We start from the raw sequence: 24,254 nt of genomic DNA on the forward strand, positions 1-24,254 counted from the left end.
GATCACCGAGCCCCCTCATTCTTCGAGGGGGTGAATTTCGATGCTCGAGGCAGCGCTGACTCTGCTGGTGGGTGTGCTCGTCACGCTGGCGATCATCGCCGCCTGCGGATTCTTCGTCGCGCAGGAGTTCGCCTACATGTCGGTCGACCGCTCCCGCATGGCGGCGCTGGCAGAGAAGGGCGACGCGCAAGCGAAGCGCGTTCTCACCATCACCAAGCGCACGTCCTTCATGCTCTCGGGCGCCCAGCTCGGAATCACAGTGACGGGCCTGTTGATCGGTTACGTCGCCGAGCCGCTGATCGGCGTTTCGCTGGGCACCCTGCTGGGCGGGGTCGGCATCGACCCGACGGTATCGGTGCTGGTGGGCACGATCGGTGCCCTGCTGCTCGCGACGATCGTCACCATGATCTTCGGTGAGCTCTATCCCAAGAACCTCGCGATCGCGAATCCCGAACCCCTTGCCCGCGCGCTCGCCATGCCGACGCGCATCTATCTGCTGGCATTCGGATGGCTCATCACGGTGTTCGACGTCGCCGCGAACGCTCTGCTCCGCCTGCTGCGGATCGAGCCGCTCGAAGACGTAGACGAGAGCGCGACGGCACGCGACCTCGAGGCGATCATCGAGGAATCACGCGTCAGTGGGGACCTGCCGGACGATCTGTCGATGATCATCGACCGCATCCTCGACTTCCCGCAGCGCGACGTGGAGCACGCGATGGTCCCGCGTTCGCGCATCGACTCGATCTCTCCCGACACCACGATCGGCGAGGTCCGGGCGCTGATGGCGACCGGCCACACCCGCTACCCCGTGATCGGCGACGAAGACGATCCGGTGGGCGTCGTGGAACTCATCGATCTGCTCCGCAACAAGCACGACAACGACGCGCCGGTGTCGACCGTCATGCGCGACGCCGTCGTCATCCCCACGACGATGCAGTTGCCCGTCGCACTCGAACGGATGCGCCAGACCCGCAACGAACTCGCGTGCGTCGTCGACGAGTACGGCAACTTCGACGGCATCCTCACCATCGAGGACCTCACCGAAGAAGTCATCGGCGAGATCTCGGATGAGCACGACATGGATGTCCACGAAGTCGTCAATGTGGGAGACGACCACTGGACCCTGCCCGGCGACGTGCACCTGGACGAGGTCGAGCGACTGATCGGCCACGATCTGCCCCGCGGCGACGCCGAGACCATCGCGGGTCTGATCATCAGCGAATACGGCGACCTGGTGCCCGTGGGCGTGACCGTTCGGATCACCCTGCCCGAAAAGCCGGCCGAGACAGTGCAGGGCATGCACATCGAGCGATGGCTCGACGTCGAGGTCACCGAGGTCGACCGACACGTGCCCTCGCAGCTCGTCGTGAGACTTCGCGAGGTCGATCACGATGCCACCGAGACAGCTGGCGGGACACCTGGTAACGCTGCGCTCGTCCCGGCGGATGCCTCGAATGAGGAGGTGACCCGATGAGCTGGTGGGTGGTCACGATCATCACGACCGCACTCATCCTGGCGAGCGCGTTCTTCGTCATCGTCGAGTTCGCGCTGCTCGCCGCACGCCGACACCGACTCGAGCAAGAGGCCGACCACAGCGCGTCGGCGCGAGCGGCTCTCCGCGGGATGAACGAGCTGACCGTCATGCTCGCCTTCGCCCAGTTGGGCATCACCGCCTGCACCTTCCTGCTCGGCGCCATCACGAAGCCCGCTATCGACTACGCGCTCGCGCCCGTGCTCGAACAGTGGGGTCTGCCCGATGTTCTCTCGGGTGTCATCGCCTTCATGCTCGCCCTCATCGTCGTCACCTTCCTGCACCTGGTCATCGGTGAGATGGCCCCGAAGTCGTGGGCGATCGCGCATCCGGAAACGGCTGCGAAGGCGACCGGTATCGCGGCGCGGGCATTCACCTGGCCGCTGCGGACGTTCCTCCTGTGGATCAACCAGATCGCCAACCGCCTCGTCCGGGCGTGGGGTGTCGAGCCGGTCGAGAAAGCGGCCGCGGGCGGACAGGATGCGGACACCATCCGTGAACTCGTGGCCCATTCGCGTGCCGCCGGGACGCTGGACGTGCAGTTCTCGGCACCCATTGCGCGGGCGATCGCGCTCGGCACACTCGCCGTGGGCGACATCGTCCGCACCGACAGGGTGCCGACCTCGGTGCCGGCGACCGCGCCCGCGGCCGACATTCAGGAGGTAGCGGCTTCATCCGGCCACCTTCGCATCCTCGTCGGAACGGGCGCGGGATCCCGTGTGGCACACGTCCGTGACACTTTGGCGATCGACCTGGCAACACCTGCCGCCGATATCGCTCGGGACGCCCTCGTCACCACTCCCGATGCATCCGCGTACGACACGCTGGCGCGAATGAGGTACGGACGTGTGCAGCTCGCGACCGTGGTGGACGGCGGCACGCTCCTCGGCATCGTCACGATGGATGACCTGCTGCGCGAAGTGCTGCCGGGACCAGCGGAACTGTCCACCGTTTCATGACCATCCGAAGTTCACGGCCAACAGCGGGAGGTCGGCTGAATGAGCGCCGCTGCGAGCTCCGCGACTGATCACGGTTTCACCGGCCTGACCGGCTTCGCCGCGGATGTCTTAACAGCGTTCGGGGACTTCGGGGTCGGGGTGCTGGTCTTCATCGAGGTTCTCATCCCCCCGATCCCCAGCGAAGTCATCTTGCCGTTCGCTGGGTACCTCAGCCAGAGCGGCGACCTCAACCTGGGATGGCTCATCTTCTGGAGCACGCTCGCATCGTGGATCGGGGCACTGCTGCTGTACGGGGTCGGCTACGCCATCGGTATGGAACGCGCAGTCACCGTTCTCGCGGCGACGAAGCTCGTGAGTAGGTCAGACCTCGATCGCGGAGCGCACTGGTTCCTGCGCAGTGGCAGTTGGACGGTCCTCGTCGGCAGGCTGGTCCCGGGAGTTCGAAGCCTGATTTCACTCCCCGCGGGCGCATCTCACATGAACCTCGTCCGGTTCAGCATCTACACAATCGTCGGCAGCGGCGCATGGAACTCGCTGCTCATCGGGGTGGGTGCCGCGCTCGGGACCCAACACGAACGGCTCGAGGGCTACCTGTCATATCTTGACTACGTCGTCTACACCGCGCTCGCACTCGGGGTGGCAGTCCTCATCGTGCGGCGCATCCGAGAAGCGACCAGGCCCCGCAGCAGACGGGCTCGAGCCGATGCGGCCGCGATCGACGAGATGCCGGACGACTCCTTCTGACGTGATTCGCTCTGTGGCGTGGCGGCATGGACTACCCGCGCGGGACGCAGCGGGACGACGTCGTCCGGTTTGGCGACGAGGCCGAGGTTGACCCGGCTACCGTCGCGGTGGAAGGCCGACAACGGCCAAATCTTCGACAGCGTCGTGATGCTCACGTCGAAAGCGATTCACGCATCCCAGAAGCCAAGGCGCCGCTGCTACCAGGATCTTTCAGGTCAATGCGGACGAAGATCCGGTGAGTGCGAGGAGGGTGCCCTGGGTGTCGGTTAGCCGTGAACTACGCCGATTCCTTGACCGGACGGATCGGCGCGCCGCCACCCGTCGGGCGCGGCACGACGACCGATCGCCTTGATCGCCTCGATGACCAGGAAGACGGCGAGGCCGTAGGCGAACGCGGTCGTCCAGTGCGCGGCACCGAGGGGCACCGACCCGAACCACAGCTGGAAGGGAGGCAAGTAGGTGTACGCCGCCTGCAGGACGGCAAGCGAGGCGATAGAGATCCAGATCACGCGATTGCCGGTGAAAACGCGACGGGTGAAGCTCGAACCGTGTAGCAGACGGACGTTGAACAGAACCGCGACCTGACCGACGACCAGCACGGTCACCGCCGCGGTCCGTGCGATGTCCAGATCCCCGCTCCTGTTGAGCTCGGCGAAGAAGGCGGTTGTGGTCGCCGCGGCGACCACAACACCCATGCCTGCCAGAAGGAAGAGCTTGCGCGAGAGGATCGACTCGGCGGGCGGTCGTGGGCGGCGCGTCATCGTTCCCGGCTCGACGGGTTCATGGGCGAATGCGAGCGACAGGGTGATAGCGGTGACGAGGTTCACCCAGAGAATCTGCGTGGGCTGCAGGGGGTCCGCAAAGCCGATGACGACGGCGGTGAAGACGACGAGAGCCTGGCCGAGCGTCGTCGCGAGGATGAAGACGACCGACTTCTGCAGGTTGTCGTACACGCGCCGGCCCTCGCTGACGGCCCGCTCGATCGTGGCGAAGTTGTCGTCGGCGAGAACGACATCGGACGCATCCTTCGCCGCCTCGGTTCCCTTCATGCCCATCGCGACCCCGACATCGGCGCGGGTGAGCGCCGGGGCGTCGTTGACGCCGTCACCGGTCATCGCGACGACACCGCCGCGCGACTGGAGGGCTTCGACGATGCGGAGTTTGTGTTCGGGACTCGTGCGCGCGTAAACATCGACATCGGTGACGACATCCTCCAGCTGGGCGTCGTCGAGGCCATCTACGTCCGCGCCGGTCAGAACGCTCGCATCGGCGTCAGTCAGTCCCATCTCGGCCGCGATGGCGTGGGCTGTGAGCGCATGATCGCCCGTGATCATCTTCACGCGGATGCCGGCATCCTGGCACTTAGCGATTGCTGCGGTCGCCTCGGGGCGAGGCGGGTCGGCGATGGCGACGACGCCCAGCATGACGAGTTCGCGAAGGTCGCCGGGCTCGACGGTCACGGCATTCGTCGGCAGGTCGCGGCGCGCCGCAGCGAGGACGCGCATGCCCCGGGCGCTGTAGTCGTCGATGAGCGCTTGCCACGCATCGGGATCGAGTGGAGTCTGACCCCCGTCGCTGGCGCGCTGAAAGGCGCAGAGCGCGATCACTCGGTCGGGCGCACCCTTGACCGAGACGAACTGCTCGCCGGTAGCCGACCTGTCGAGGGTAGCCATGTACTTGACGTCGGCGTCGAAGGGGATCTCGTCGACACGCGTGAAGGACGTCAGCTCGACGTTCGCCTTGCGCCCGAAGCTCACCAGGGCGCCCTCGGTGGGATCGCCGACGACCCGCCACTCGCCCGTCTCGGCGCGATCGAGGCGAGCGTCATTGCAGAGCGCGAGAATCGTGGCCATCTCGGCGAGATCGTCCGAGTGCGGATGGTCCGGGCCCGACTCGTCGGCGGTGTCCTCCGCGAGCACTGTGCCCTCGGGGTCATAGCCTTCGCCCGTGACCGTGTAGCGGCGGTTCGGGGTCGCCGCTGCCCGCACGGTCATCTCGTTCTTCGTCAGGGTTCCCGTCTTGTCCGAACAAATGACGGTGACTGACCCCAGGGTTTCGACGGCAGCGAGTCGGCGTGTGATCGCGCGCTGAGCGGCCATCTGTCGCACGCCGAGCGCCAGCGTGATGGTGACGACGGCGGGCAGTCCTTCGGGGACGGCGGCCACGGCGAAGGCGATCGCAGAAGAGATGAGGGTGTCGAACGGGTCGCCGTGCAGGACGAACCCCAACACAACCATGATGACCATCAGCGCGAGCACGATCGCCGTGATCTGGCGTCCGAGCTGGTTGATCGAGCGGATGAGTGGAGTGTCGGTCTGCTCGACGTCGCGCACCAGCTGCTGAATGCGACCGAGCTCTGTGCGCGTGCCCGTGGCCGTCACGACCGCGACGGCCCGCCCGCCGACCACGACCGAGCCCGCGTGCAGCATGTTGTCGCGGTCGCCGACGGGGGCATCGCGCACGACCGGATCCGTGTGCTTGTCGGAGGGCACCGCCTCGCCGGTCAATGCCGCCTCGTCGGCGCGCACGTCGCGTGCTTCGACGAGCCTCGCATCGGCGGGTGAGCGGTCGCCGGCGCCCACCCTGATGATGTCGCCCGGCACGAGCGTGGCGGCTTCGACGTCGTGCCACCCGCCGTCCCGTCGTACCGTCGCCTGCGGCGAGAGCATGCGCCGGATGCCGAGCAACGCCTTCTCTGCCTGCCCCTCCTGAACGAAGCCGATGATGGCGTTGATGATCGCGACAGCGAGGATCACGGACGCGTCGATGTAGTCGCTGTAGGCGAGCTTGATGACGGCCGCCGCGAGGAGCACGTAGATGATGGCGTTGTTGAACTGTGCGAGGAAACGCACGATGGGGTGCGTTCGCGTTGGCTCGGGAAAGCTGTTCGGACCGAAGTGCGCGTGACGCCGATCAACGTCGCTCGACCGCAGCCCCGAGCGGCTCGTGTCGAGCCCCTCGAGGACATCGGTGGCGTGGTGCGCATGCGGCTTGCTCGGTGACCCCGACGAGGCGCCCGGGTGGTGCGTGAGGTCTTCCGGCGGGCGCCCGGATGGCAGGCCGGGCTGGAGAGATTCGCCGGAGTTCGCTGCAGTCATAACGCCCAATACCTGTCGTCTCTCAGAACTCGGCGAAGCAACACAAATCGCTCGCCGCTGTACTCCCACAGTGCGCCACCGCGAGCGAGACCGATAGGGCACATGGTCCCTCTGTGCCCGCCGAGGAGGGGGCGGGACCTATGTCCTGGCGCGCGCCCACCGTGATCGGGAATAGTCGGAGGTGGAAGCAGAGCGGCGACCGCCACAGCGTCGCCTCGAGCAGAGGAGTGCGAAGTGCGCGAAAGAGTAGTTGTCGGTGTGACGGATGCGGCCGCGTCGCGGAGGGCCGTCGACTGGGCCACCGATCGAGCCGCCGGACGGGGCGACGCGGTAGAACTCGTTTCCATTGTCGGAGGCGCTGTCGGGGTCGTCGGCGAGGATCGAGTGATCGACGAGGCGCTCAAGCTCACGCAGCACCTGCTCGATCGAGAAGCCGAGCGCGTTCGCGAGCGAGGAGTGCCCGTCGAGACGCGCGTGGGTCGGGGCAATCCCGTTGAACAGCTCATCGAGGCCTCGACGGGAGCGGCCCTTCTGGTCATCGGTAGTGACTACCGGGGCCCCGATTCGGGTCCTGCTCGCGGGCCGCACGGGATCCGCATCACCGCGGGCGCGCACTGCCCGGTCGTCGTCGTACCTGACCTCGATATGGCGGCACGCGAGGGCGTGGTCGTCGGAGCGGATGGATCGGCGGTATCGGAAGCTGCGATCGCGTTCGCGGCGGCCGAGGCGGAGCGTTCCGGTGAGCCGCTTATCGCGGTGAGCACCTGGTCGCCCGTCGCTATCCCGCTCGGGATGCGAACGTATCCCGATGAGTACCTGCGCAACATGCAGATCGTCACGGAGGAGTCGCTGGCGATATCGCTTGCCGGCCTTGCGCAGCTCTACCCCGATCTGGTCGTCCGCAGTGTCGTCGAGAGTAGCTACAGCCCGGATGCGGTGATCAACCGGCTCGCGATGACCGCGCGGCTCGCGGTCATCGGCTCACACGGCCGTGGTCCGATCGCCCGGTTCATCCTCGGATCCACCAGCCAGCAGGTTCTCAACCGGCTAGCGACCGCAACCGTCGTCGTGCGGTGACAGGTGTATCCGGGACTTGAGTGCCGGACGACGGCGCTCATCAAGCCCGGATTGCCCGACTAGTGCACACACGGCTCTCTCCGCTAGATTGCGGTCCTGGACGCTTGTTGTCTTCGCGCATGTCCTCGTGCACGCCATGCGCGCGCCCCGGCTTCGTGCCCATACGGTGCCCACATCTGAACGCGAACGAGACGGATCGAAAGGGGCCGAACACAGACCACATCAGGCTTGGAACCGCATGAATCCGCGGTTTTCTGATCGAACTGAACTGGGCTTCAGCGGGGCTTTTTGGGTTCAAATCCCACCGTCACCGCCACTTTGAGGCCGGTTTCAGTCTGATTCGATCAGCTGGGGCCGGCCTCAGTTTCGTTCGTTGCGGTTGAATTGTTGCCACGGTGGTCCGCTAGTTCTGCAGTCCATGACTCCGTTAGGCGCCGTCTAGTTCACGACCGTCCTCTCAAGAAGCGCCGGAGCTCGGCTGTTCCAGCGAAGACATGACCAGGGATCCCGATTGTTTCCGCTCCGAGGACATCGTCGATGAGGTTGTCTAATCCTCGACGATCGGGGGCAACCCTCTGAACGCGGTGCTGACTGAATGTTGCGCACACCGTCGGGTACTCAGTCGGTTTCTGGGCCGTTGCAGTATGGGCAGTAATCGGAGCAAGGGATGGGATCTGGCCCGTCCATCGGGTCGGACGGGCCAGTTCTAACTCCCGTAGTCAGACTCGGCCCTCTGCGCTCCAATGTGCACCTCCTACGCCTGCTTCCGCGAAGCGCGATGCAGGGTCGGGATCTCATACCGACGCGGCGTGCCGAAACGGTGGGCGGAGATCGAGACGGCTTGCTCGCGCAGGAACGTCAGCATCTCGACGTACCCGGCGGACAGGACCGGGCCGCCGTAGATTGCGACCGCGGGCGTGCCGCCGAGGTGTTCGGCCAGGCCGGCGACGTCGCCGCCGACCAGGCGGATACGACCACCTCGCGCTGCCAGTCCGGACGCGCGTGTCAGCCAGGCTTGCTCGGCCTCGACCCGCGATGTCACCCCGCTCGCGGACAGCCAGTCGCGCACGGCGGGGGCGAGCTCGCCCGCACTACTCACCGACATGTCAGACCCTGCGCGAAGTCCGGCCGCGACGACGCGGACGAGGTCGACCGTGCGCGCCTCCTCGACTCGGATAGTCACCGGCACTGCCTGGTAGCGCAGCGCGTTCTGCTCGGTTTCGAGTCCCGTCACGTCGCGGACCGCAGCGAACTCGTCGGCCCACGCCGATTCGTCCGTCGCGAGGGCGCCGCGCAGCCATTCGACATCCGCCGCCTCGACACCGCGCGCGGCATCCACGGCCGCTTCTGAGAGCGGATCTGCCGCGTTCGATGCCGTCCCGGGCGAGTCGATCCAGTCCGACAGGCCGATGAGATAGTTCGGGCCCCCGGCCTTCGCTCCTGTGCCGACGGACGCCTTCTTCCAGCCGCCGAACGGCTGACGCTGCACGATGGCGCCGGTGGTGCCTCGATTGACATACAGGTTTCCTGCCTCGACCGACGCCATCCACTGGGCGATCTCGTCCTCGTCGAGCGAGTGCAGTCCCGAGGTCAGTCCGTAGTCGATCGCATTGACGAGGTCCACGGCCTCGTCGAGCGATCGCGCGGTCATGATGCCCAGCACGGGACCGAAATACTCGGTGAGGTGCAAGGGGGATCCGGGCGCGACACCGTCACGGATGCCGGGACGCCAGAGGGCGCCCGCTTCGTCGAGCTTCTCGGGTGCAAGAGCCCAGCGCTCGCCGGGTTCCAGATGGGTAAGCGCGTGCAGCAGCTTGCCGTCGGCGGGGGCGATGAGCGGCCCTATGCGTGCTGTGCCGTCCCAGGGCATGCCGACGTCGAAGGCCCGTACGGCGTCGATGAGCTGGCGGCGGAAGCGCTGCGAAGAGGCGACCGAGCCGACCAGGATGACGAGGGAAGCGGCGGAGCATTTCTGGCCCGCGTGTCCAAACGCGGAGTACGCGACGTCCTTGGCGGCCAGATCCAGGTCCGCGCTGGGAGTGACGATGATCGCGTTCTTGCCGCTGGTCTCGGCGAGGAGCGGCAGGTCGGGGCGCACACTGCGGAACGATTCGGCGGTCTCGTACCCACCCGTGAGGATGACCCGTTCGACGGCCGGGTGACCGATCAGGTGGTCGCCGAGATCGCGCCCGTCGAGCTGCACGAAGCGCAAGACGTCCCGCGGCACGCCCGCTTCCCAGAGTGCCTCGACCATCACGGCACCGGAGCGCCGTGCCCGTCGGGCGGGCTTGATGACGACGGGCGATCCCGCGGCGAGAGCGGCGAGTGTCGATCCGGCGGGGATCGCGACGGGGAAGTTCCAGGGCGGCGTGACGACGGTGAGCCGCGCGGGCACCGGCACGGCTCCCGGGATGCGGGCGAGGTGCCGCCCGCGCTCGGCGTAGTAGTGCGCGAAGTCGATGGCCTCCGACACCTCGGGATCACCCTGCTCGATGACCTTGCCGCACTCGGCGCCCATCACCTCGAGAAGATCCGCGCGGCGCGCCTCGAGGATGTCGCCCGCCCGGTGGAGGATCCGGGCACGGGCATCGGGTCCGAGCGCGCGCCATTCCGATCCCGCCTCGACGGCCTCGGCGACGACCCTGTCGAGCGCTGCGACATCCGACAGTGTGTTCTCGATCACCGTGCGCTCGCCGAGCGACGAGTCCCGCATCCGGCTCCGGATGGCGTCCGCCCACATGCGGTTCGCGGCGAGGCTCGGGTCGGTGTCGGGGGTGTTGCGGAAGCCGTCGACGACGGCCGGTTCGGGCGCCTGTCGACGGTCCTGGTGCCGTCGAGGCCGGGGGACGTCGTGCGGCAGCGCCTTCGTCGATGCGATGAACCGATCGCGCTCGCGGGCGAAGAGAGCGGGGTCGCTGTCGAGCTCGAACACGGCCGACATGAAGTTGTCGCTCGAGGCGCCCTCTTCGAGACGTCGGATCAGGTAGGCGATGGCGACGTCGAACTCGGCCGGGTGGACCACCGGTGTGTACAGAAGGAGCGAGCCCACCGTCCGTCGGACGACGGTCGCCTGCGCGGATGCCATGCCCAGCAGCATCTCGAACTCGATGGCGTGAGTGACGCCCCGTCGCTTCGCCAGCAGCCAGGCGAGTGCGATGTCGAACAGGTTGTGCCCGGCGACTCCGACACGCACGGCGAGCGTGTTCTCGGGGCGAAGGGCGTACTCGAGTACGGCCTTGTACGACGAGTCGGATTCCTGTTTGGTGGACCACGTGGCGAGGGGCCAGTCGTGGATCTCGGCGTCGACGCGCTCCATCGGCAGATTGGCGCCCTTGACGACGCGGACCTTGATCGGCGCTCCGCCCTCCGAGACCCGCGCGCTCGCCCATTCCTGCAGGCGCATCATGGCGCCCAGCGCGTCCGGCAGGTAGGCCTGCAGGACGATGCCCGCCTCCAGCGTGTGGAATTCGGGGCGCTCGAGGATAGACGTGAAGACGGCGAGCGTCAGGTCGAGGTCCTTGTACTCCTCCATGTCGAGGTTGATGAACTTGCGACCCGACGGCGCATCTCGCGCGATGCGGAAGAGCGGGATGAGTGCGGCGGCGGCGTGTGCGACAGCGTCGTCGAAGGCCCACGGGCTGTGGGGCGCGACCGTGGATGAGACCTTGATCGAGACGTAGTCGACATCGTCCCGGCTGAGCAGGCGGCGTGTGCCGTCGAGGCGGCGCGCAGCCTCGTCCTCCCCGAGGATCGCCTCGCCCAGAAGGTTCACGTTGAGCCGGATGCCCTCGGCCGACCGGATGCGCCGGATGGCCGGACCGAGCCGCCGATCCGTTGCATCGACGATGAGGTGCCGGACCATCGAGCGCAGCACACGGCGACTGATCGGGACGACGATGCCCGGGATGATCGGGGCGAGAGTTCCCCCCAGCCTCACGAGCGCGCGGAGCGGAGCCGGAAGGAACCGGGGCGTGAGCGGCGCGAGAACACGGAGGTTCCGTGCCGCCACCCTCGTATCCTCCGGCCGCACGACGCCGTCGACGAACCCGACGGTGAATCCCAGTCCGTTCTCATCGCCGAGCACCCCGGCGAGGCGACGCGCGGCCTTGTCAACGGGCACCCCGCGCGCTTCTTCGAGCCAGGTGTGTACGAGCGCGACAGCATCGTCCGCGAGTCCGATGAGCTCGGCTGCGGCGTGGCTCCCGTCGACGGGATTCATCGAGGGGGAGAGCGACATGAGTTCCTCCAGTACGGCGTGGGCCCGTGTGCGGGACTTTCAGTGTGGTCCCGCCGTAGCATCATGAAAAGCGCATATTCGCGGGGTGTACTCTTCGATGAAATCGATGATTGGATGCCCGTGCTCGAACTTCGCCGCCTGCGCCTGCTGCACGAGCTCAGCCTCCGGGGCACGATCGCAGAGGTCGCCGGGGCGCTGGGCTACAGCTCTTCGACGGTCTCACAGCAGTTGGGTCAGCTCGAACGCGAGGCGGGAACGGCTCTGCTCGAGCCGGACGGCCGGCGAGTGCGCCTCACCCCCGCCGGAGTGCGGCTGGCCGGCCACGCCGCGCGCATGCTCGAGCTCGACGAAGCCGCACGCGCCGAGCTGCGGGACTCCGGGGGTGAAGCATCTCGGGTCCGCATCGCCGTGATGCCCACCGCCGCGCAGTCCCTCGTGCCCCCCGCGCTCGACCTGCTCGCCACCCGCGGTGCCCCCGTGCGCCTGGAGTATCGGGAGATGCCCCCCGAGGAAGCCCTGTTCGAACTCGCCGCCCGCACATTCGACCTGGTCGTCGCGGAGCAGTACCCCGGCCACACCCGCGAGCTGCGCGCGGGGGTGGACCGCACGGCGCTCGGTGCCGACCCGATCCGTCTCGCGTTGCCGAGGGACGATCCCGCTCGTCGGCTGGCCGACCTCGCGGACCGGGCATGGATCCTCGAGCCAGCGGGCACCGCCGTCCGCGACTGGGCCGTCCAGCAGTGTCGCGCCGCGGGCTTCGAACCCGACGTGCGGTACGAGGCGACGGACCTGACCGCCCACATCCGCCTCGTGGCCTCGGGTCACGCCGTCGCTATGCTGCCGGATCTCGTGTGGGCCGACGAGGCGGCGTCCGTGCGCCTGGTGGACCTGCCGGGCCCGCCCGAACGGGAGATCTTCGCGGCGACCCGATCCGCGTCGAGGCGGAGCCCCGCCATCGCGGCCGTTCGAGCGGCCCTGGCGGACGCGCTGAGGCTGCGTCGGGCCCGCTGACGACGATTTCGTCCGCGGACGATCCGGTTCACACAGGTCTTACAAGCCCGAAACACGCGCCGAGGTGCTGCCGAGATCGGCGTCAATTCGCGGATTCCGCCGAGGTCGTTTCACCTCGCCGTCTTCCGCACCGGCTCACACCGGGCAGAATGCCCTCTTGTGCGCCTCGGCACAAGGCGAACTGCACGGCTTTCGGTTTTGCGTCACTCATACGATTCACGCTAATCAGACCCAGCAGGAGGCATGCAGTGACCAGCTACAGGGTGTCGATGGACATCGGCGGAACCTTCACGGACATCGTGACATTCAATGAGTCGACGGGAGAGTTCCGAGCGACGAAGGCCTCGACGACCCCGGGACACCTCAGCACGGGCGTTCTCGGGGGGCTCGAGTCGATCATCGATGATCTGGCCGACATCGACTTCATCGTGCACGGGACGACTCAGGGACTGAACGCCTTCCTGGAACGGCGCGGGGTGCGGGTGCTCCTCCTCGCGACGGAGGGCGTGCAGGACGTCTACCACATCGCTCGGGGGCCCCGACTGCGCCTGTACGACGCGCAGTACCGCAAGCCCGAGCCCCTCGTCGAGCGCAAGGATGTGATCGGCATCGCCGGGCGCTTCCAGTACGACGGCAGCGAGCTGGTCCCTCTGGATGAGGACGCTGTGCGCGCCGCGGCGGCCCGGGCGAAGGCCGAGGGCTATGGCGCCGTCGCGGTGGGTTATCTCTTCAGCTACCGCAACCCGGCGCACGAGCTGCGCACCCGCGAGATCCTGCGCGAGGTGCTGGGCGAGGACTTCACCGTGTCGCTCTCGCACGAGGCTGCCAAGGAGTGGCGCGAGTACGAGCGCACCTCGTCAGCCGTGATCGAGGCGTACACGGGCCCGGTCGTGCGCAGCTATCTCGTCGATCTCGAGGAGAAGCTGACGGCGCGCGGAGTGGACGCACCGTTGCACATCATGCAGTCATCCGGGGGCGTACTCACGGCCAAGTCGGCGCGCGAGCGTCCCCTGCAGACCCTGTTGTCGGGGCCGGTCGGCGGCGCTATCGGTGGAGAAGCCCTGACGAAGATCGTCGGCAACGACAATCTCATCGGCGTCGATATGGGTGGTACGTCCTTCGATGTCTCCCTGGTCGTGAACGGCGTGCCGGATGTGTCGACTGAGGCGACCCTCGAGGGTCTGCCGATGCTCATGAGTATCGTGAACATCCACACGATCGGGGCCGGCGGCGGCTCTGTCGCGTGGGTCGAGGCGGGAGGCCTGCGGGTCGGGCCGCGTTCGGCGGGGGCGCAGCCGGGGCCGGCGTGCTACGGCCGCGGCGGCACCGAACCGACGGTCACCGACGCGAACTTCGTGCTCGGGCGCGTCGACGCCGAGAACTTCGCCGGCGGGCAGATGCGACTGGACCACGAGGCCGCGGTCAGCGCCCTCGAGTCCGTCGGAGCGAAGCTCGGGTTCGACGTGGTGCAGATGGCCGAGGGCATCTGCAATGTCGCCAACTCGCAGATGGCGCAGGCGATCCGGACGATCACCATCTCGCGCGGCATCGAGCCCCGCGATTTCTCCCTCGTCGCGTTCGGCGGCGCGGGTCCGATGCACGCCGTCTTCCTCGCCAAGGAGCTCGGCATCCGCGAGACGATCGTCCCGCGTTTCCCCGGTGCCTTCTCGGCCTGGGGCATGCTGCAGGGAGACATCCGGCGCGACTTCACCGAGCCGTACTACTTCCTCGACGAAGATATCGATGCGACCGACATGAGCCGGGTGCTCCGCGCCGTCGAGACCGAGGCGCTCGCCTCCCTCGAGAGCGAGGGGATCCCCGCCGCCGACCGGTACGCCGAGCACGCGGTGGATGTGCGCTACCTCGGTCAGGAGTACTTCCTGACCGTCCCGCTCGAAAACGCGGACGAACCGTTGCGGGACGACTTCCTCGAGGCCCTCGGCGCGCGCTTCGCAACCGCGTACGAGGCGCGGTACGGGCACTCCACGCTCGGCGCGCCGATCGAGATCGTGACGCTGCGCACCCGCGTGGTCGGCCGGCTGGAGTCGGCGAGCGCGTTCACGATCGCACCCGCCGAGAACGCTGAGTTCGACCACGAGATCCGCAAGGTCATCTTCGACGGACAGGAGCTCGACACCGTCGTCACGGAACGGGACGCACTCCGAGCGGGACACACGTTCTCCGGGCCCGCGATCGTCATCGAGGCGACGGCCACGACCGTCGTGCCGCCCGGCTTCTCCGTGGCCGTCGACGAGCACGGCTCGCTCATCATCACGAACCTCGAACTCGAAAGTGAGGCCTGAACCATGTCTTCGACCACCGTCGACACCACCGCCCTCGAGGGCGCGAGCGCTCCCGTCACCGTCGATCCCGTGACCGTCGAGATCCTGCGCAATGCGCTGACGAGCGCGGCGGAGGACATGAACGCCACGCTCATCCGGTCGGCGTACTCGATGATCATCTACGAGGGCGGCGACTGCGTCGTGGCGCTGCTCGACCAGAACCACCAGGTGCTGGGGCAGTCCGCCGGCCTGCCGCTGTTCCTCGGCAACATCGAGACCTGCTCGAAGGCCGTCGAGGAGAAGTACGGTCGCGACGTCTGGCGAGAGGACGACGTCTGGATCCTCAACGACGCGTACATCGGCGGGACCCACCTCAACGACGTGACGATCTTCGCACCGGTCTTCGTCGACGGTGTCCTGGTCGGATTCTCGGCGACGCGTGCCCACTGGATGGACATGGGCGGCAAGGACGTCGGGGCGTCCATGGATTCGACCGATATCTTCCAGGAGGGCTTCCGGATGGGTCCGGTCAAGCTCATCTCCCAGGGCGTCGAAACCGACGTCGTCGAACTGATCCAGACGAACACCCGCTTCCCGTACCAGACGGTCGGCGACATGCACGCGATGGTCGCCGCCCTGCGCATGGGATCGATCCGCATGCAGGAGCTCGTGCGCAAGTACGGCCTCGACGTCATCGAGGCGGCGCGCGACGAGATCTTCCGCCAGACCGAGGAGCTCGAACTCGAGCGCGTGCGCGAGATCCCGGACGGCGTGTACTCCGCTGAGGGCTTCCTCGACAACGACGGCATCAACCTCGACGTGCCGATCCCGATCAAGCTGACCGTGACGGTGTCGGGCAACCAGATCGAGTTCGACGTCACGGAGTCGGCCGACCAGACCCAGGGCCCCGTCAACTGCGGTGTCGCGCAGGCGATCTCGGCTCTGCGCGTCGGCTACAAGATCCTGGTGAGCCCCGAGACCAACTCCAATGGGGGGTCGTTCCGTCCATTGACGGTCAAGGTCCGCGAGGGGTCGGTCCTGGGCGCCGTCGCGCCGGCCGCATGCCAGTGGTACTTCTCGCACCTGGGCATGCTCATCGATATGGTGTCGCGCGCCCTGGCGCCGGCACTGCCCGACCGCGTCGCCGCCGCCAGCCACGGCGACTCGATGATCATCACGAGCGCCGGGTTCGATCCCCGGGTCGGCCGCAACTGGGTCTCGATGGAGGCCACGCTCGGCGGGTGGGGCGCGTGGAACGGCGAGGACGGCGAATCAGCACTGATCAACAACGTCAACGGGTCGCTCCAGGACTTCCCGATCGAGATGGTCGAGACCAAGTGGCCGTTCCGCATCCGTGAATACTCCATCCGCGCGGACTCCGGAGGAGCCGGCCGGTGGCGTGGCGGCAACGGGGTCGTCCGCGAGTACGAGTTCCTCGCGGACGGCGTCTTCGGCCTGTGGTTCGAGCGGTCGCAGACCCCCGCCTGGGGACTCTTCGACGGGAACGGCGCCGTGGGACCGGAGGTCGTCATCAATCCTGGCACCCCGGATGAGTTCCGCACCCTGAAGATCAACGCCCAACCCGCGTCGAAGGGCACCATCATCCGCCTCGCCGTCGGCGGCGGCGGCGGCTACGGCGCTCCCGCCGAGCGCGATCACGAGGCCGTCCGATACGACGTGGAGAACGGCTACGTATCGGCGGAGCGGGCGCGCGCGGACTACGGATACGTCCACCCCGAATGAGATCACAGTTCCACCCACACGAGAGGAAGCGGTACCTGCAATGAAGAGAAAGCACTTCGCAGTCCCCGGCCTGGCCCTAGCCACGGTCGCACTCCTGGCCGGTTGCGCCACGGGAGGAACAGAGCCCGGCTCGGGTTCCAGCGGCGGTGACGACCAGCTGAGCATCGGGTTCTTCGGGTTCGCCGCGGCGAACTCGTTCGCGCAAGGTGTGTACGACGGGGTCGAGGCCGCGGCGGAAGAGATGGGCGCCACATCCGAGTTCGTCGATTCCAACTTCGACGGGCAGCTCCAGGCGCAGCAGGTGACGGATGCCGTCACGTCGGGCCAGTACGACATCATCATCATCCAGGCCAACGACAATCTCGTCGTGCAGAAGCCGCTCGAAGACGCGGTCGCCGCCGGCATCACCGTGGTCGTCGAGTTCACGGCCGTCGGTCCCGACTTCGAGACCGTCGAGCCGCAGGTGGAGGGTGCGATCTCGATCGTGGACCCCGCCGTCGTCAACGGCGAGAAGCTCGGCGAGATGGGCCTGCTGGCCTGCGAAGAGGCGGGGGCGGACCCGTGCCAGGTCGCCTACATGGAGGGCTTCCGGGCGCTCCCGCTCGACAATGCTCGTACCCAAGCCGTGGTCGACACCCTCGAAGCCGGGGGAGCGGAGGTCGTCGCACAGGTCGAGGGCGGATACACTGCGGACGCCGGTCAGGCAGCCTTCCAGGACATCATCACCGCCAACCCGGACGTGAACGTCGTGATCGGCTCCTCGCAGGCCATCGGCGGGGCGCGTCTCGCCGCCGGGGCCGACAGCTCGGTCATGTTCGTCGGCAACGGCTCGTCTCGTCAGGCGGTCGAGGCAGTGCGCAGCGGTGAGTGGTTCGCGACGTACACGCTCGATCTCTACCTCAACGGCTACACGGCGGCGGAGCTCGGCATCAAGAAGCACCAGGGCGAGGACGTCGAGGTGGCCATCAACGAGGCCGACCTGACGCCGAGCAAGGGGATCGGCACCGCCGCGAACCTCGAGGGCTTCGAGGCGACGTACGACGACTGATCGCCCACCCGGGTGGGCCGCGGACACGCGACCCGCCCGGGGTCCGATCGCGAGATCGACAATCACGAAGGGAAGACGGTGGCAAAGCCGACCACGCTCACCAGCACACCGCTGATCGGTCTCGAGTCGGTCGGGAAGTCGTACAACGGCATCTCGGTCCTTCGCGACATCTCGTTCGAGATCGCACCCGGCGAGATCCATGGCCTGCTCGGCGAAAACGGGGCCGGCAAGTCGACTCTGCTGAAGATCCTCGGCGGGGCGATTCCCGCGGACGCGGGCCGCGTCCTGTTCGACGGGATCCCGACCCGCTTGTCGAGTCCGCGAGACTCGATCGCGCACGGGGTGTCGCTCATCTCGCAGGAGCTCGCCCTGGTCCCGCACCGGACGGTGCTCGAGAACGTCTTCCTCGGCGGATGGGCGAACGCGGGAGGGGTCGCGACTCCCGCGGTCGACCGCCGGCGTTTCGACGAGCTTTCCGCCGAGATCGGATTCGATCTCGACCCGCACGCCCAGGTCGCCTCGCTCCCCCTCGGCAAGGCGCAGCAGGTCGAGATCCTGAAGGCGCTCGCCCGCGGTTCGCGGGTGCTGTGCCTCGACGAACCGACGGCCGCGCTCGCCGAGGCGGAGACCGAGCAATTGCTAGCGGTGCTGCGCACCCTCGCCGCCCGCGGCACGACGATCGTCATCGTCTCGCACTTCCTCGAAGAGGTGCTCGGCATCGCGGATCGCGTCACGGTGCTCCGTGACGGGGCGCAGATCGCCACCGAGGACGCGTCGGGACAGACGGCCGACTCCCTCGTGCGCCTCATGGTCGGTCGCGAGATCGCCGCCCTGTCGCGCACGCCGGGCCCTCTGCCGGGATCCGCCGCCGTCGTGCTCCGCGCCGAGGGCATGACGAACGACCGCATCCGCGACGTCAGCCTGTCCGTGCGCGAGGGCGAGATCCTCGGATTGGCGGGCCTCGTCGGCAGCGGCCGGTCGGAGACGCTGAGGGCCATTTTCGGCGCCGACCGTCTGACGTCGGGCCGCGTGTCCGTCTCGGGTGCGCCTGTGCGGCGGGCGACGATCCGCCGCATGATCGATCGCGGCCTCGCGCTGGTGCCCGAGTCCCGAAAGGACGAAGGCCTGGTCCTCGGCCGCGACGCGACTGAGAACATCGCGCTCCCGTCGCTGGGCAGACGCCAGGTCGCAGGCGTCCTCCGCAGACGTTCCGAGCACGCGGCGGTGGACCGTGTCGTCACCATGGTCGACGTGCGGGGGAGCGTCCGGCATGTGCCCCTGGCCGCGCTGTCGGGGGGCAACCAGCAGAAGGCCCTGTTCGGCAAGTGGCTCATCACGCCGCCGAAGATCTTTCTCATCGACGAACCCACCCGGGGCGTCGATATCGGCGCAAAGGTCAACATCCACAACCTGATCCTCGACCTCGCCGCCGCCGGAACGGCCGTGATCGTCGTGAGCTCCGAGCTCGAGGAGGTGATGGCCCTCTCTCACCGCATCCTCGTCATGCGTCTCGGGAGGGTCGTCGCAGAATTCCCGAGCCCCGCCGACCGCGAGGACATCATGTCCGCCGCCTTCCTCTAGGAGACCTCCGTGACAACAGACATCGCCACCCGTCCGCGCCGCCGGGGCTTCGACTTCAAGGACTTCGGCATTCTCGGGGGACTCCTTGCGATCATCGTCTACCTGAGTCTTTCGACCACGACGTTCCTCAGCGGTCAGAACATCGTCAACCTGCTCGACCAGGCGGTCGTCATCGGTTTGCTGGCGGTCGGCGCGACGCTCTGCATCGTCTCGGGCGTGTTCGATCTCTCGTCGTCGGCGACCCTCGCCGTCTCGGCGATCGCCGGGGTCTTCCTCACGACGCAATTCGGCGTACCGATGGGATTCGTCCTGGCCCTCGGCGTCGGCGCGATCCTCGGCACGATCACGGGCACGATGATCGTGCTGACACGCGTCAACTCCTTCATCGGATCGCTCGCCATCAGCATCATCTACCGAGGGCTCGCCATCGTGCTGACCGGGGGGGCGATCCTGTCGGTTCCGAGCGACCAGCTCGAGGCATTCCGATTCTGGGCTCTCCCCGCCATAGGCGGTTTCTCCGGCGGCACGATACTGTTCGCCGTAGCGGCGCTGGTCCTCGGGTTCGTCCTCTGGGGAACGACGTTCGGTCGGCGTGTCTACGCGGTCGGCGGCAACGAAGAGGCCGCACGCCTGAGCGGCGTCCGCACCCCCCTCATCCACATCTCCGTGTTCGCGATCAACGGCATCTGCGCGGCCGCAGCGGGAATGGTGCTCGCGTCGCGCGCGGGTTCGGCTCAACCGTCGATGGGTACCGGGATGGAGCTCACCGCCATCGCCGCCGTCGTGATCGGCGGCACGAGCATCCTCGGCGGGGCCGGAGCCGTGTGGCGCACCGTCGTCGGAGTCATCATCCTGACCGTCATCGGGAACGGATTCAATCTGTTGCGCTGGGACACGACGTACCAGCAGGTCGTGACGGGCGTCCTCATCCTCGTGGCCGTCGCCGCGGACGCGTGGCTCTCGCGCAGATCCAGACGCTCGCGAGGGTGACGAGCGGGCCAGGATAGAGACACAACCTCAACGGCTCCCGGGCCGCGGAAGGATCTTATGCGAATCGGCGTGCGCGTCACGCGGCGCGAGATATCGGCCGTCGCCGTCCATGAGGACGGGCGGCTGACGCGCGCGCGGAGATCGTCACAGGGCGATCCGACGCGGCCTGTCGCCGAGATCCTCAGGCGCCTGTGCGGCGACGCCGGTGATGCGGTCTCGGCCGTTGTCTTCGACGTGAGCCAGGCGCTCGTCCGGGACGCCGACACCAAGGTCGTCTCGGTGCTCATCGAGCCGCGCAAGCCGCGCGAGCCACGGCGTCATCTGTGGCCCGCCGAACGAATCCCGGTCGATGTCGCGCACATCGGCGGGGGCCACAACGCCCTCGGTCACGAACTCGTGCCGCTGGACGAGGAGGCTTTGCGTGGTCTCGCCGGGCACATCGAGCCGGGGTCGCACCTCGTGGTCTCCGCCGCGGGCTCTCCGGTCAACCCGGAGCACGAACGTCGAGCGGCCGAGGTCCTTCGCTCGACCGTGTCGGTCGGCAGCGTCACGGAGTCGAGCGCGTTCTACAGCGACTCGCTCCTGGTGCGTGAGTTCACCGCCATCCTGAACGCCGTCATGCTCGCCAGCGCCGAACGTCTCGCGGCGTCTCTCGCGGACGCCGTCGCGCTTGGCGCCGGCGAGGGTGTCCGGGCGTTCGTGGCAACGAACGAGGGCGGATGTACCCCCCTGTCGCGGCTGCCGATCACGCCCGTCCATTCGATGCGCGCGGATGTCGCCGGCGAGATGCTCGGGGGTGCCGCCGTCGCGGGCCGCACCGACGGACGGATCATCGTCGCCCGGCCGGGCGCCGTGCGGATCGGGGAGTTCGTGGACGGTCTTCCGTCCGTCGTCAGCCGGACGTCCCTCCCCGGCGGAATGTCGCTCGCCTCGAGCTTCGCGCATGTCGTCCCGCTTACGGACCTGCTCCTCTCGGGGTCGGTGGAGCCGCCCGTGACGGTACTCGCCGAGGGCGCGGAACAGGACCTGGCCGTCTTCGGCCTGGCTCCCCTGATCGTCACCGATGAGGATCTGGTCGCGGTGGGCGCCGCGGTTGCGCCGGCCTCCTATTGGCACAATCGCGTCGCCCGGGTGCTGGGTGCGGAGGACATCGAACGGGCGCTCGCCGACGGCGAGGCGATCGCCCGCGCGAACCTCGTGGCGTGGGGGGCGCACCCCGCGCGCGTCCGTGTCACGGAATCCCGGGTGTTGGCGACGACATACGGCGAAGCCCAGATGATCCGCGTGCGCGTGCGCGGGGTTGCCGATACTCAGGGCTCCGGCATCCCCGCCGAGCGCGTCCTCGAGGGCGGGCGCGCATGACCCCTCGACGACTCACCGCGGTCGACGTCCGACACCTCTGCACGGGCGCGATGTTCGTGGCCTGCACGATCGATCACGAGAGCGCCAAGCAGTATCGAGATACGACGCTGTCGCTCATCGAACGCAGCGGCGAGGGACCCGTTCTGGTGTCGGCGGACGGCCTCGATCCCGGGGACATGACGACATCCATCGGATTCGTGAACCGAGGCCTGATGTTCTCGGAGATGATCCCCGTCGGTGACGAGTTCGAGACGGCGCTGAAGCTGCTGCAGGAACGGCTGGGTGTGCCGCTGCGCGGGATCTTCCCGCTCGCGGCGGCCAGCGTGAACGCCATGGTCCCGGTGAATGTGGCCGTGCAGACCGGGCTCCCCCTGGTCGACGCCGATCCCATGGGGCGCGTCTTCCCGCTGGTCAGCCAGACGACCCTCGCGCTAGCCGGCCTGAGCGCCGGGCCCATCGCGCTGACCGGCCCCACCGGTGAGACCGCGGTGGTCGATGTCGTCGCCCCGGCTCGAGCCGAACGGATCGTCCGCGCGCTCGCGTCCGAACTCGGCGGGTGGGCGGCGACCGCCTCCTACCCGGTGACCGCGACCCAGCTGCAGGCGCACGGGGTGATCGGCAGCATCAGCCGGCTCATCGAGATCGGCGAGATCCTCGATTCCGCACTGCACACGCAGGCCAAGTACGCACAACTCACGACGCTGCTCGGGATGCGAAAGGTCATCCGAGCCCGCGTCACCGATGTGGAGGGACTCTCGCGCCCATCCGTTCCCGGCCTGCCCGACCGGCCCTCCAGTGCGACCCTGGTCGACGAAGCCCAAGGGCGCATCGTGCGGCTCGAGATCCAGAACGAGATCCTCATGATGCTCGTCGACGGCGCCATCCAGGCCGTCGTACCGGACGTGATCACGATGGTGCGGCCCGAAGATGCCAGTGTCGCCAGCCTCGACGATCTCTGGGTCGGTAACAAGCTCGATCTCATCAGCTTCCCCGCCGCGGCCCAGTGGTACTCGCCCGAGGGTCGCGCGCTTGTCGAACCCATGGCGATGCACGTCGTGGGTCCCGCCCGGGCAGGACGGGTCCGATGAGCGCTATGCGACGCGGCGTGAGCCTGCGCGATCTTCTGTTGGCTCACGACAGCGTGGGGCTTACCGCTCACCATGTCCCGTCCTCTGCGCAGTCGGTGCGCGACATCGCCCTCGTCACGCACGTCGACCAGATCCTGGAGGTCGGTCCCGACAGCATCGTGCTGCTCGGCGAAGAACTGGCCCTGGGTGGCTGGGTGGTCTCCGTTGCTCTGCGCTATGCGTGGGAACGTCGTGCCGTGGCGCTGGTCGTGTCCGAGCAGTCCTTCTCGGAGTCGGTCATCGAGCTGGCTCGCAGATTCGGCGTCGCGCTCTTCACGACGGCGGTGGGTATCGACCGGACGGCTCTCACGCTGGCGCGCGAACTCGGAGCGCTCGAGGCGGGGATACTGTCCCGCCTCGACGCGCTTCACAGTCGTGTCTCCCGTGCCACGACGATCCCGGAGGTACTGAGGGAGATCTCGCAGGAGATCGGCGACGCGCACGTTCAGGTCCTCGTGGAAGGAATCGAGCTCGTCTCGCACGGCGAGCGGCCGCCTGAACCGGTGACGATCAGGTTGGTGCTGACAGGCGGCAGGCGGGGTCCGGAGCTGGTTGCGGCCGTCCCGCTTCCCCAGCAGGTGTTCGCCGAGCAGGCGCTCGCACGAGCCGGCATGACCCTGCGAGCGCTTCTGCTCGCGCAGGAACTCGACGACCTCGTCGACGCCGCGCCATTACTGTCGTTCGCCGCCCTCACCGGCCTGCACGAGGGCAGCGCCGTCGACGACGCTCGCCCGGACCAATCGACGCTTCGACGGTGGCCCGCGGGCACGCCGCTCGCGGCCGTCGTCCTCAGGGTGGTCGAGGGCGACATCGATCATCGGGCGGATCGCATCGCCCCTGTCGTGAACAGTCGTTGGCGCGAGGCGTTCCCTCGTGTGCCGCTCGCGCGGATGCATGCCGGGTGGTTCGCGTTGGTGCCGCTCGCACACCCGTCCGCCGAGGTCGACGGCGCGCTTCAGCAGCTCGCGGACTCGGGTCTCGGGCCCCTCGGCACGGCCGTCGGCGTCGCGCTTGACCCGGATGGCACGGAGCAAGTTTCGAACCTGCTCCGCCGAGCGGGACTGGCAGCGCGCCTCGCCGAACCGGGCGGCCCGATCATCGACTTCCGGCGCTTCGGTCTGCCCCTCGTGCGACGACTTCTTCCCGCCGAGGAAGCGATCGACCTGACACGGACCGCCTACCCCCGGCTGCTGGCGGACCCGAACGCCGCCGACATCATCGCCACGGTCGTCGCGTACCTGGACTCTGCGGGCTCCGTCACCGCCGCGGCGGAGCAGCTCGGTGTCCACCGCAACACTCTTCAGTTGCGCCTGCGGCGCGCGGCCGCTCTCGGGATCCACCTGGACCGCCCGGCGGAGTTGCTGTCAACGCACCTGCTGCTCGCAGCCCTCGACCTCACATCCCTCCCGCAGCCACCGTCCCCGTCCGTCGACCGCTGACCGCCCACGAACCGGAGCTTCACAC

At 67.9% G+C, this 24,254-nt stretch carries 15 protein-coding genes; 13 read left to right on the forward strand and 2 right to left on the reverse strand.

Annotated features, from left to right (window positions below):
• The first annotated feature begins 40 nt into the window (after positions 1-40).
• From C2868_RS00690 to C2868_RS00700, 3 genes are read left to right on the forward strand one after another with little or no spacing between them, the layout of a single operon-like run.
• Positions 41-1,474 (forward strand): hemolysin family protein, encoded by a 1,434-nt coding sequence (locus tag C2868_RS00690; protein ID WP_100812045.1) that lies wholly within the window; start codon positions 41-43, stop codon positions 1,472-1,474.
• The gene (locus C2868_RS00695) at positions 1,471-2,490 is read left to right on the forward strand and encodes a CNNM domain-containing protein (RefSeq protein WP_100812044.1); all 1,020 of its coding nucleotides are present in this window, start codon (positions 1,471-1,473) and stop codon (positions 2,488-2,490) included. Before C2868_RS00690 ends, C2868_RS00695 begins: the two co-directional genes overlap by 4 nt.
• Positions 2,491-2,529: 39 nt before the next feature.
• Positions 2,530-3,234: a DedA family protein gene (locus C2868_RS00700; RefSeq protein WP_100812043.1), complete on the forward strand. Its 705-nt coding sequence runs from the start codon at positions 2,530-2,532 to the stop codon at positions 3,232-3,234.
• A 266-nt stretch (positions 3,235-3,500) separates the two neighbouring features.
• Here C2868_RS00700 and C2868_RS00705 read toward each other — a convergent pair whose 3' ends face one another.
• Entirely contained in the window at positions 3,501-6,332 is a 2,832-nt protein-coding gene (locus tag C2868_RS00705) for an HAD-IC family P-type ATPase (protein ID WP_100812042.1), read from the reverse strand.
• A 234-nt stretch (positions 6,333-6,566) separates the two neighbouring features.
• Between C2868_RS00705 and C2868_RS00710 the strand changes: the two genes are divergently transcribed.
• Positions 6,567-7,409, forward strand: a complete 843-nt coding sequence (locus tag C2868_RS00710) for a universal stress protein (RefSeq protein WP_100812041.1) — start codon at positions 6,567-6,569, stop codon at positions 7,407-7,409.
• A gap of 754 nt (positions 7,410-8,163) precedes the next feature.
• Here C2868_RS00710 and C2868_RS00715 read toward each other — a convergent pair.
• The gene (locus C2868_RS00715) at positions 8,164-11,628 is read right to left on the reverse strand and encodes a proline dehydrogenase family protein (protein WP_100812184.1); all 3,465 of its coding nucleotides are present in this window, start codon (positions 11,626-11,628) and stop codon (positions 8,164-8,166) included.
• Between the two features lie 138 nt (positions 11,629-11,766).
• On the opposite strand from C2868_RS00715, the gene C2868_RS00720 reads away from it, so the two are divergent.
• From C2868_RS00720 to C2868_RS00760, 9 genes are all read left to right on the forward strand, one after another.
• Positions 11,767-12,657 carry a LysR family transcriptional regulator gene (locus tag C2868_RS00720; protein WP_100812183.1) on the forward strand — a complete coding sequence of 297 codons (891 nt, stop codon included), beginning with the start codon at positions 11,767-11,769 and terminating at the stop codon, positions 12,655-12,657.
• A gap of 248 nt (positions 12,658-12,905) precedes the next feature.
• Positions 12,906-14,960 carry a hydantoinase/oxoprolinase family protein gene (locus C2868_RS00725; protein ID WP_232711308.1) on the forward strand — a complete coding sequence of 685 codons (2,055 nt, stop codon included), beginning with the start codon at positions 12,906-12,908 and terminating at the stop codon, positions 14,958-14,960.
• Between the two features lie 3 nt (positions 14,961-14,963).
• On the forward strand, positions 14,964-16,682 hold the full coding sequence (locus tag C2868_RS00730; protein ID WP_100812039.1) for a hydantoinase B/oxoprolinase family protein: 1,719 nt from the start codon (positions 14,964-14,966) through the stop codon (positions 16,680-16,682).
• 40 nt (positions 16,683-16,722) lie between these two features.
• Complete coding sequence (locus C2868_RS00735; protein ID WP_103662773.1) at positions 16,723-17,730, forward strand: sugar ABC transporter substrate-binding protein; 1,008 nt, start codon at positions 16,723-16,725, stop codon at positions 17,728-17,730.
• A 78-nt stretch (positions 17,731-17,808) separates the two neighbouring features.
• Positions 17,809-19,311 carry a sugar ABC transporter ATP-binding protein gene (locus C2868_RS00740; RefSeq protein WP_198519591.1) on the forward strand — a complete coding sequence of 501 codons (1,503 nt, stop codon included), beginning with the start codon at positions 17,809-17,811 and terminating at the stop codon, positions 19,309-19,311.
• A 9-nt stretch (positions 19,312-19,320) separates the two neighbouring features.
• Positions 19,321-20,301: an ABC transporter permease gene (locus C2868_RS00745; protein WP_100812037.1), complete on the forward strand. Its 981-nt coding sequence runs from the start codon at positions 19,321-19,323 to the stop codon at positions 20,299-20,301.
• Positions 20,302-20,358: 57 nt separating this feature from the next.
• Entirely contained in the window at positions 20,359-21,663 is a 1,305-nt protein-coding gene (locus tag C2868_RS00750; protein WP_100812036.1) for a hypothetical protein, read from the forward strand.
• A complete protein-coding gene (locus C2868_RS00755; RefSeq protein WP_100812035.1) occupies positions 21,660-22,751 on the forward strand; it encodes a DUF917 domain-containing protein in 1,092 nt (363 codons plus the stop codon). The genes C2868_RS00750 and C2868_RS00755 overlap by 4 nt, the downstream gene beginning before the upstream one ends.
• A complete protein-coding gene (locus C2868_RS00760) occupies positions 22,748-24,229 on the forward strand; it encodes a CdaR family transcriptional regulator (RefSeq protein ID WP_100812034.1) in 1,482 nt (493 codons plus the stop codon). Before C2868_RS00755 ends, C2868_RS00760 begins: the two co-directional genes overlap by 4 nt.
• The last annotated feature ends 25 nt before the right edge of the window (positions 24,230-24,254 follow it).

It is taken from the genome of Microbacterium sp. CJ77 (assembly GCF_002911615.1).
Lineage (GTDB): Bacteria > Actinomycetota > Actinomycetes > Actinomycetales > Microbacteriaceae > Microbacterium.

Coding starts and splice junctions, on each gene's coding strand:
- C2868_RS00705 (WP_100812042.1), bottom strand. CDS start 6,332: ATGACTGCAGCGAACTCCGGCGAATCTCTCCAGCCCGGCCTGCCATCC.
- C2868_RS00755 (WP_100812035.1), top strand. CDS start 21,660: ATGACCCCTCGACGACTCACCGCGGTCGACGTCCGACACCTCTGCACG.
- C2868_RS00715 (WP_100812184.1), bottom strand. CDS start 11,628: ATGAATCCCGTCGACGGGAGCCACGCCGCAGCCGAGCTCATCGGACTC.
- C2868_RS00760 (WP_100812034.1), top strand. CDS start 22,748: ATGAGCGCTATGCGACGCGGCGTGAGCCTGCGCGATCTTCTGTTGGCT.
- C2868_RS00750 (WP_100812036.1), top strand. CDS start 20,359: ATGCGAATCGGCGTGCGCGTCACGCGGCGCGAGATATCGGCCGTCGCC.
- C2868_RS00700 (WP_100812043.1), top strand. CDS start 2,530: ATGAGCGCCGCTGCGAGCTCCGCGACTGATCACGGTTTCACCGGCCTG.
- C2868_RS00735 (WP_103662773.1), top strand. CDS start 16,723: ATGAAGAGAAAGCACTTCGCAGTCCCCGGCCTGGCCCTAGCCACGGTC.
- C2868_RS00695 (WP_100812044.1), top strand. CDS start 1,471: ATGAGCTGGTGGGTGGTCACGATCATCACGACCGCACTCATCCTGGCG.
- C2868_RS00730 (WP_100812039.1), top strand. CDS start 14,964: ATGTCTTCGACCACCGTCGACACCACCGCCCTCGAGGGCGCGAGCGCT.
- C2868_RS00690 (WP_100812045.1), top strand. CDS start 41: ATGCTCGAGGCAGCGCTGACTCTGCTGGTGGGTGTGCTCGTCACGCTG.